Below are 9,808 nucleotides of genomic sequence, written 5' to 3'. Positions count from 1 at the left end.
CGCGGCCGCCGCGTCGCGGGATCCGCCTGAAACCCTTGTGGAGTAGCGGCCCCGGGTGCACGCGCCGCGCCGTCCGTCCGCCCGGACGCATCCCGTTGTCGCATCCCCACTTGCCCGATTCTGCCCGTTTTTGCAGCCGCCCGGAACGATGCATCTTGCCCTGTTATGGTGCACCATTCCGGTGCGCGCCGGACGGACAAAATCCGGCGCGCGTTCCGTCATCCCGCTCAGTAGGCCGTGAACAGCAGCCGGTTGGGCGAGCCCGAGCCCGGCGACGTGACCTTGTTGAGCGTGGCGCCGGCCGTGATGGCGCCGCTCACCGTGGCCGGCGAGGCGGTGGTGTTGCCCTGCAGGTACAGCGCGGCCACGCCCGCCACGTGCGGCGACGCCATGCTGGTGCCGCTGATGGTGCTGGTCTGCGTGTCGTTCTGGTACCACGACGAGGTGATGCTGCTGCCCGGCGCGAAGAGGTCCACGCACGTGCCGTAGTTGCTGTAGCTGGCCTTGGCGTCGGTGCTGGTGGTGGCGCCCACGGTGATGGCCTCGGGCACGCGGGCCGGCGAGTAGTTGCAGGCGTTGGCGGCGATGCCCAGGAAGTTGCCGTTGCCGGCGGCCACCACGAAGGTCACGCCCTTGGCCACGGCGTTCTTGACGGCGTTGTCGAGCGTGGTGTTGGCGCCCCCGCCCAGCGACAGGTTGGCCACGGCGGGCTTGACGGCGTTGTTGGCCACCCAGTCCACGCCCGCGATCACGCCGGCGGTGGTGCCGCTGCCGGCGCAGTCCAGCACGCGTACGGCCACCAGGCTCACGCCCTTGGCCACGCCGTAGGTGCAGCCGCCCACCGTGCCGGCCACGTGGGTGCCGTGCCCGTTGCAGTCGTCGGCGGCGCCGCCGTCCACGGCGTCGTAGCCGCTGGTGGCGCGGCCGCCGAACTCCGTGTGGGTAAAGCGGATGCCCGTGTCCACGATGTAGGCCCGCACGCCCGCGCCCGTCCGGGTGTAGCTGAACGTGCCGCTGAGCGGCAGGCTCGCCTGGTCAATGCGGTCCAGGCCCCAGGTGGCGCCGGACTGCAGCGTGGAGGCCTGCACCGCTACGTCGGCCTCCACGTAGGACACGTTGGGGTTGTGGCGCAGGGCGTTGAGCTGGCCGGCGTTGAGCGTGCCCGCGAAGCCGTTGACGGCCGTGGTGTACACGTACTGCGGCGTCACGCCGGCAATGGCGGCCACGGAGCGCGGGTTGGCGCCCTCGTTGAGCACCACGATGTAGCGGTTGCTGCCGTCCGCCGACTGCGACAGCAGGGGCGCGAGGGCCTCGGGGGCCGCCGGCATGGCGGCGTCGGAGCAGGCGGCGGCCACGGCCAGCAGCGGCAGCGCGGCGAGCGACGAACGGATGCGCTTCATCGTACGTTCCTCCCGGGGAGGGGTGATGGAGGACCGCCACGGCGGTCCGAGGGGCGCGATTCCAGGCCGGCAGCCTCGTCGGCGCGCACGCGCATCCGCGCCCGCATGCCAGCGGACGAAAAGGGACGATGCGCTGCGTCGTGAGGCGGGGTTGCTCAACGCACCCGGCGGGCCAGAACCAGCCGTTTCGTGAAACAGCGCCCGTGCAACGACTTGCCCCCGGAACGCACCCGAATCCCGCCTGCTACGATTGCACTGCTTTGTCCCAGGATGCACCGTTCTGGTTCGCAAGTCAACAATCATGATGGCGCAATGCGTGTGGACGCCCTCCCGTAGCCGGATTCGAGCGTGAATTGTCCCGGCGGATGCGAATCATCCATCCATGCTGGCTCTTCTCCGGATTCGGCGGAATTCAGTACGAATTCGAGGACGGCGGCGCTCGCCGATCGCCAATTACCAAAACGGCGCGATACGTATTCCACGCTGATCCCTGTCAGCCTGGCGACCAGAAGCGTCTGCTACGTGGATCCCCGCTGAGGATGCGCATCATCGCCTTCATCCGTCGAGGCAGAAGAATCCGGAAAAACGCCTCGCGTGCATCCATCGGATCCGGCCGTTCGCCGTTACCGTTGACTCCGTTGGCCGCAGGCCCCGTGTGAGAATGCAGTTCCGCGCGGACGCGGAAAGCCCCGCCGGATCCAGGAGATCCGGCGGGGCTCATTACGTCAGCCGGGCAGGTCGCTCAGTACGCCGTGAACAGCAGGCGGTTGGGCGAGCCCGTGCCGGGCTTGATGACCTTGTTGGCCGTGGAGCCGCTCACCAGCGCGCTGGCCACGGTGGCCGGCGAGGCGGTGGTGTTGCCCTGCAGGTACAGCGCGGCCACGCCCGCCACGTGCGGCGACGCCATGCTGGTGCCGCTGATGGTGGCGCCGGCCGTGTCGCCCGTGTACCAGGCGCTCAGGATGTCGTTGCCGGGGGCAAAGATGTCCACGCAGGTGCCGTAGTTGGCGTACGACGCCTTGGTGTCGGTCTTGTCCGTGGCGCTCACGGTGATGGCCGAGGGCACGCGGGCCGGCGAGTAGCCGCAGGCGTCCTGCGCGCGGCCGCCCGTGTTGCCGTTGCCGGCCGCCACCACGAAGGTCACGCCCTTGCTGATGGCGTTGCTCACGGCGTTGTCCAGCGCGGTGCTGGCGCCGCCGCCCAGCGACAGGTTGGCCACGGCCGGCTTGACGGCGTTGTTGCCCACCCAGTCCACGCCCGCGATCACGCCGGCGTTGGTGCCGCTGCCGGCGCAGTCCAGCACGCGCACGGCCACCAGGTTCACGCCCTTGGCCACACCCACCGTGGTGCCGCCCACCGTGCCGGCCACGTGCGTTCCGTGCCCGTTGCAGTCGTCGGCCGTGCCGCCGTCCACGGCGTCGTAGCCCGACGACACGCGGCCGGTGAACTGCGTGTGCGTAAAGCGGATGCCCGTGTCCACGATGTAGGCCGTGACACCTAGGCCCGTGGACGTGTAGTTGAACGTGGTGCTCAGGGGCAGGTTGCGCTGGTCGATGCGGTCAATGCCCCAGGTGGCGTTGGCCTGCGTGACCAGGCTGGCCTGCACGGGCGCGTCCTGCTCGATGAACGCCACGTTGGGGTTGTGCTGCAGGGCGTTGAGCTGGCCGGCGTTCAGGGTGGCCGAGAAGCCGTTCACCGTGGCCGTGTACACGTACCTGGGCGACACGCCGGCCACCGCGGCGACCGAGCGGGGGTTGGCGCCCTCGTTCAGCACCACGATGTACTGCCCGTCAATGGCGTTGGCGGCCGACAGCACGGGCGCGCCGCCCAGCGAGGCGACGGGGCTGGCGCCCTGGTCCGCGCAGGCTGCCAGGGCCAGCAGCGAGGCAAATGCAACGGAACTACGCTTCATCGAACCACTCCTTCGATCATGGAGACGTGCGAACCGGGCCCGAGGGGGCAGACGTGCGGGGAAACACGGCCGTTCGCGGTGAACGGGCGTTCGTTAAGGCACCCATCGCGCCATACACCGTTCGGCTGCTAAACACCATCGGAATATGGATTTTATGTATTAATGTCTCGTAAGGTGATGCACTACTCCGGCGCGGATGAAACAAATGTGTGCAGCACATCGGGCGCGGTGCGCCGCGCACCACTCCGGTCCCTGGTCCAGAATGGCATCATCGGGATGGGGGGGCGGACGACGAGCTGAAGGCGGCCGGATACCCCCTCGGTCTCCGACCGCCGATCCAGCGGGTTGTTCGTGACGCGCGTCCTTTCTCCACCCGCGCGCCGGCGTGCAAGGAGTGTCGGCTGCCGGCCCGGTCCCGGTGGCGCGGCCGCCGATGAGGCCCGCGCGCCGCGGCGCCGGACGGGCTTGAGGTGGATGCCCGCGCCGCTAGAAGCGCGTGAGCAGAAGCCGGTTGGGCGTAAGGTTGGCCACGCTCTGCGCGTGCAGGGTAATGCGGCCTACCGTGGCGCTGTTCCACAGGTAGGCGTGGACCACGCCCGGGGCCGTGGGGCCGGCGGCCTGCAGGTACTGCGCGGCCACGCCCGCCACGTGCGGCGACGCCATGCTGGTGCCGCTGCGGATGGCCGTGGCCGTGTCGCTGCCGATCCACGCGCTGCGGATGCTGCTGCCCGGGGCCAGGATGTCCACGCACTTGCCGTAGTTGCTGAACGACGACTCGGCGTCCGTGCTGGTGGTGCTGCCCACCGTCATGGCCTTGCTCTGCCCCCCGGGCGACTGCAGGCAGGCGTTCTGGGGAGTGCCGGCGTAATCGCCGTTTCCGGCGGCGGCCGCCAGGAAGTGGCCCGCGTCGATCATCCGCCCCGCGGCGATGCGCACGGACTCCACGTCGCCGTAGCCCAGGCTCATGTTCACCACACCGGGGCCGGCGTTGGCCGTGAGCCAGTCCATCCCCGCGATGGCCATGGACGCGGTGCCCCCGCCGGTGCAGTTGACCACGCGGCCCGCCCAGATCCGCACGTCCTTGGCGACGCCGAACCCTTCCCCGCCGATGATGGCGGCCACGTGGGTGCCGTGCCCATGGCAGTCCTCGGCGCTGCCGTGGCCGTCGCCCACGAAGTCGCCGTTGGCCCCGTTGGGCAGGTACGCGGCGCGCCCGGAGAACTGCTTGTGCGTCCGGCGGATGCCCGTGTCCAGCACGTAGACGGGGACGCCGGCGCCCGTGTACGTGTAGACGAAGGTGGAGCTCAGGGGCAGGTCGCGCTGGTCGATGCGGTCCAGCCCCCACACGGGAAAGAGCTGCGTGGTCATGAGCTGGGCGTGCGCGTCGCCCTCTACGAAGCGCACGGCGGGCAGGTGGCGCAGGGCGTTGAGCTGGCCGGCGTTGAGCGTGGCGGCGAATCCGTTGAGCGCGGCCGTGTAGACAAAGCGGGGGTGGATGCCGGCCACGGCGGCCACGGCGCGCGGATCCGTCCCGTCGTTCAGCACGACGATGTACCGGCCTTCGTCGGCGGCGGAGCGGGCCAGCAGGGGCGCGCCCCCGGGGTCCAGCGGGGTGCCGGCGTCGGCGCAGGCGGCGGCCAGCGCCAGCAGGGAGAGCAGGGCGAGGGAGCGCTTCATGGGCGTATCCTCCGTGCGGTGAGGCCGCGCCGTGGGAACGCGCGGCGGGGCGCCCGCCGGGAGGTCCGGCGGGCGGGAGAGCGGGTCCGCCGCTCGCACGGACCAAGCCGCGCGCGCATCGGCCAGTTTTGCTCGATTTTCCAGTATCTGCGCCCTTTTCACCACGTCCCCAACGGCCCGGTGCCGTACTGGCGGGCCAGCCCAGGTACACCTTGGGGCAGATCCGTCCCACTGCGACAACCGTACAGACCGCCGGTGGGACATCGCTGCTACGTATTCCGTCTGCAGCGGAAGTCGGAGGTGAAATGGGTTGGGAGAACAATCCGCCGACACGTCATCCTGAGGAGCCGCCGCGCGGATTGTGCGCGTGCTTGATCCCGGGCGGCGACGAAGGATCTTGCACGCGAAGCGACAAGCCGGCTCCACGTCTGGAAGTCGGCCCCGAGTATCGCACACAAGATCCTTCATCGCCGCCATGATTCTCCGCGCAGACAAGATCGCGCGGCGGCTCCTCAGGATGACGCGCTTTGCGCGGGGTGGTTCTCCGAATCAGAGAGGAGGGAAGCTCGCCAGATTCCGCCCGTCCGTTGCCGGCTGTCCCCTGTAACCTGTCCCCCATCCCCCGCCGTTTCCCGCTATTCCCTAATCCCTATCACCTATTCCCTCCCGCCCCCCAGCTTGACACCCCCCGCCCCCCTCCCCAGTGTACCCCCTCGCACGATTCCCAAAAACCAGGCAGGCAGAAGATGTCGTTCAACCGGCAGGACGCGCTGGACTACCACAGCGAGGGCAGGCGCGGAAAGATCGCCGTGGTGCCCACCAAGCCCGCGAGCACCCAGCGGGACCTGTCCCTGGCGTACTCGCCCGGCGTGGCCGAGCCGTGCCGCGAGATCGCCCAGAACCCCGAGGACGTCTTCAAGTACACGGCGCGGGGCAACCTCGTGGCCGTGGTCTCCAACGGGACGGCCGTGCTCGGACTCGGCGACATCGGCCCGCTGGCGGCCAAGCCGGTCATGGAGGGCAAGGGCGTGCTCTTCAAGCGCTTTGCCGACATCGACGTCTTCGACCTGGAGGTAGGCTCCAAGGACCCCGACGACGTCATCCGCTTCTGCGAGCTGCTGGAGCCCACCGTCGGCGGCATCAACCTGGAGGACATCGGCGCGCCGGAGTGCTTCTACATCGAGGAAACGCTCAAGGAACGCCTGGACATCCCCGTATTCCACGACGACCAGCACGGCACGGCCGTCATCAGCGGGGCCGCGCTGCTCAACGCGCTGGACATCAGCGGCAAGAAGATCGACGAGCTCACCTGCGTGTTCAGCGGCGCGGGGGCGGCGGCCATCGCCACGGCGGAGCTGTACATCTCGCTGGGCGTGCGCCGCGAGAACATCGTGATGACGGACAGCAAGGGCGTCATCCGCAGCGACCGCGGCACCCTGGACAAGTACAAGGGCCGCTTTGCCACCGACCGCGACCTGCACACGCTGGCCGACGCCATGGTGGGCGCCGACCTGTTCGTGGGCCTGTCCGTGGCCGGCGCCGTGACGCAGGAGATGGTGGCGTCCATGGCCGAGGCGCCCATCGTCTTCGCCCTGGCGAATCCGGACCCCGAGATCCTCCCCGAGGACGTGCTGGCCGTGCGGCCGGACGCCATGGTCGCGACCGGACGGACGGACTATCCCAACCAGATCAACAACGTCCTGGGCTTTCCCTTCATCTTCCGCGGGGCGCTCGACGTGCGCGCCCGCGCCATCAACGACGAGATGAAGATGGCCGCCTGCCGCGCCCTGGCGGAGCTGGCGCGGCTGGACGTGCCCGAGTCGGTGGAAAAGGCGTACGGCAACGAGCGCTTCCGCTTTGGCGCCGAGTACCTGATCCCCAAGCCGTTCGACCCGCGCATCATGCTCTACGTGGCGCCGGCCGTGGCGCAGGCGGCCATGGAGACGGGCGTGGCCCGCGTGCAGATCGACGTGGAGCACTACCGCGCCGAGCTCATCGCCCGCCTGGGCCGCGGACGCGAGGTGATGCGCGACATCATGCGCCGCGCCCGCCAGAGCCCGCGCCGCATCGTCTACCCCGAGGGCGAGAACGAGCGGATCATCCGCGCCTGCGCCCTGGTGCTGGGCGAGGGGATCGCGCGGCCCGTGCTCGTGGGGCGGCCGGAGGTCATCCGCGACAGGGCGCACACGCTGGGCGTGTCCATCGACGGCGCCGAGATCGTGGACCTGTGGGGCGACGAGGCGCGGCGGGAGACGTACGCGCAGGAGTTCTTTCGCCGGCGCCAGCGCAAGGGCGTCACGCTGGCGCAGGCCCGCGAGCGGATGCGCGAGCCCGTCTTCTTCGGCTGCATGATGGTGCTGCAGGGCGACGCGGACGGGCTGCTGGCCGGCGAGGACATGTACTATCCCGAGACCATCCGCCCCGCGCTGGAGGTGATCGGCACGGCGCCGGGCGTGCGGCGGGTGGCGGGGCTGTACATGATGGTGCTGGAGCGGGAGATGATCTTCTTTGCCGACACCACGGTGAACATCGACCCCGACGCGGGCACCCTGGCCGAGACGGCGCTGCTGGCCGCGGACTTCGTGCGGCGGCTGGGGCTGGTGCCGCGCGTGGCCATGCTCTCGTTCAGCAACTTCGGCAGCGTGCGCAGCCCGCAGAGCGACAAGGTGCGCGCGGCCGCGGAACTGGTAAAGCAGCGCGCGCCGGGGCTGGAGATCGACGGCGAGATGCAGGCCGACACGGCCGCCATGGACGAGTTCCGCCTGGACCTCTACCCGTTCACGTCGCTGCGGGGCCGGCCCAACATCTACATCTTTCCCAACCTGGACGCTGCCAACGCCGCCTACAAGCTCATGTGGCGGATGGGCGGGGCCGAGGCGTTCGGGCCCATCCTCCTGGGCATGGGGCACCCCATCCACGTGCTGCAGCGGGGCAGCGAGGCCGTGGACGTGCTCAACCTCACGGCGCTCGCCGTCGTGGACGCGCAGGAGCACGCCGGCCGCCACGCCGGCGGCTGACGGTGAAGGTCGCCGCGTACCAGGCGCCGCTGCTCGCCGGCGGCTCCCTGGACGCGCTGGAGCACATCCGGGCGCGGGTGCGGCAGTGCGAGGCGGAGGGTGTCCGCGTTCTCTGCTGCCCCGAGGCGGTGCTGGGCGGCCTCGCGGACCAGCACGCCCATCCCGCCCGCTTCGCCCTCGCGGCGGAGGAGTTGGATGACGTGCTGGCGCCGCTCGCGAGCGAGAGGGTCACGACGATCGTCGGCTTCACGGAGCGGGCGGCGGACGGCCGATAGTTCAACGCGGCGGCCGTCTTTCATCGCGGCGCGGTGACGGGCATCTACCGCAAGCTGCATCCCGCCATCCGCCGCTCCGTCTACGCGGCGGGCGCGGAAACCCCGGTGTTCGCCGCGGACGGGCTGACGTTCGGCATCGTCATCTGCAACGATTCCAACTTCGCGGAGCCGGCGCGGCGGATGGCGGCCCTGGGCGCGGCGGTGCTCTTCGTGCCGACCAGCAACGCGCTCGCGCCGCCGCACCATCCCGGCCGGATCGCCGACGAAGCCCGGGCGGTGGACGTCGCACGGGCCGTGGAGCTTGGACTGTGGATCGTCCGCGCCGACGTGGCGGGACGGGCGGACGCGCGCGTGTCGCACGGCTCCTCGGCGATCATCGATCCGGCCGGGCGCGTGGTGCGGGCCGCCCGCCCGCTCGCGGAAGAGCTGCTGATCGCGGAGATCGACGGCGTCCCGCTCCCCCAACCCGCTGACCGTGGTGCCTGATCCCCGTTCCGAGCGCGTCCGCATCCACTACCGCCGCCCGCCGGACCGCCTGCAGGTGTTCGACCAGGCGGTGGTGGCGGACGACGGCGCGTGCATCGTCACGTATCTGCCCAGCGCGCAGCTCACGAAGCCGGTGATGGCGGGCGGCCGCGTGGCGCTGGAGCCCGGCGCGCCCGTCGTGTGGTTCACGTGGCGCGGGGACGTGTGGCACGACGTCGGCCGGTTTCACCTCGCGGACGGCACGTTCACGGGGCTGTACGCCAACGTGCTCACGCCCGTGCGGATGAAGGGCGCGGAGTGGGATACGACGGACCTGTTCCTGGACGTGTGGAGGGGGGCGGACGGGCAAGTCGAGGTCCTGGACCGCGACGAGTTCGACGAGGCGCTCGCCGCCGGCTGGGTGGATGCGCGGACGGCCGCCCGCGCCCTGGCCGAGGCCGAGCGCCTGGCCGCCGGCGCCCGCGCGGGCACCTGGCCGCCCGCCCTGGTCCGCGCGTGGACGCTGGAGCGCGTCCACGCGTGGGAGTCGGGTTCCGCCAACGGCTGACCGCGCCGCTTGCGCCACCGGCAGAACGCGTCGAAAGCCCCGTCCGGCACGCCGGACGGGGCTTTCTCCCTCACGTCTCCCAGAGAAGCGTCATCCCGAGGAGCCGCCGCGTGATCCAGATCGCTGCACGGCCCATGGCGGCGACGAAGGATCTTGCCCGCAAAGCGACAAGTCGGCTCCCGCGCGCCTCACGCCGGATCCGCGGAGCATTGTTTCCTGAGGGGCCCTCACGAACTCGACCGCGCCGAATGCGTGCGGCCCCGAAGGATCTTCTCGCCCTGCCAGGGATTGGGTCCAACAGCGAAGTCCCTGCCCCGTCAAGGAGATCCTTCGGGCGCCACAGACCGTGCGACGGGCGAGCCCGAGAAGCGCTCCCCCAGGAAATCAAAGCCTTTCCTGAATCGCTTACTCCGTCGGGTAGAAGCCGCAGACGCAGGCGCCCGGCTCCTGGCACACGCCGTAGTCGTAGCCCTTGCCCTGGCAGATGTCGTTAC

The 9,808-nt window shown here is 70.4% G+C and carries 6 protein-coding genes and 1 pseudogene; 4 read left to right on the top strand and 3 right to left on the bottom strand.

The features are described 5' to 3' along the window. Nucleotides 1-227 precede the first annotated feature (227 nt). The 3 genes from VFZ20_RS19845 to VFZ20_RS19835 form a co-directional block, all read right to left on the bottom strand. Nucleotides 228-1,400, bottom strand: coding sequence for a S8 family peptidase (locus tag VFZ20_RS19845; protein WP_329685674.1), 1,173 nt, complete (start codon nt 1,398-1,400; stop codon nt 228-230). A 742-nt stretch (nt 1,401-2,142) separates the two neighbouring features. Further along, nucleotides 2,143-3,312: a S8 family peptidase gene (locus tag VFZ20_RS19840; protein WP_329685673.1), complete on the bottom strand. Its 1,170-nt coding sequence runs from the start codon at nt 3,310-3,312 to the stop codon at nt 2,143-2,145. 486 nt (nt 3,313-3,798) lie between these two features. Continuing rightward, on the bottom strand, nt 3,799-4,989 hold the full coding sequence (locus VFZ20_RS19835) for a S8 family peptidase (RefSeq protein ID WP_329685672.1): 1,191 nt from the start codon (nt 4,987-4,989) through the stop codon (nt 3,799-3,801). Nucleotides 4,990-5,735: 746 nt separating this feature from the next. Between VFZ20_RS19835 and VFZ20_RS19830 the strand changes: the two genes are divergently transcribed. From VFZ20_RS19830 to VFZ20_RS19815, 4 genes and pseudogenes are all read left to right on the top strand, one after another. Next, nucleotides 5,736-8,006 (top strand): NADP-dependent malic enzyme, encoded by a 2,271-nt coding sequence (locus VFZ20_RS19830; protein ID WP_329685671.1) that lies wholly within the window; start codon nt 5,736-5,738, stop codon nt 8,004-8,006. 2 nt (nt 8,007-8,008) lie between these two features. Continuing rightward, entirely contained in the window at nt 8,009-8,281 is a 273-nt protein-coding gene (locus VFZ20_RS19825; RefSeq protein WP_329685670.1) for a hypothetical protein, read from the top strand. 15 nt (nt 8,282-8,296) lie between these two features. Continuing rightward, nucleotides 8,297-8,767, top strand: a pseudogene (locus tag VFZ20_RS19820) (carbon-nitrogen hydrolase family protein); the annotation flags it as partial. After that, nucleotides 8,760-9,314: a DUF402 domain-containing protein gene (locus tag VFZ20_RS19815; RefSeq protein ID WP_329685669.1), complete on the top strand. Its 555-nt coding sequence runs from the start codon at nt 8,760-8,762 to the stop codon at nt 9,312-9,314. The pseudogene VFZ20_RS19820 and the gene VFZ20_RS19815, both read left to right, overlap by 8 nt. Nucleotides 9,315-9,808 lie beyond the last annotated feature (494 nt).

It is taken from the genome of Longimicrobium sp. (assembly GCF_036280135.1).
In the GTDB taxonomy this organism is placed as follows: domain Bacteria; phylum Gemmatimonadota; class Gemmatimonadetes; order Longimicrobiales; family Longimicrobiaceae; genus Longimicrobium.
The sequence above is the reverse complement of the archived record's forward strand: the minus strand, read 5'-3'. Positions and strand labels throughout refer to the sequence as shown.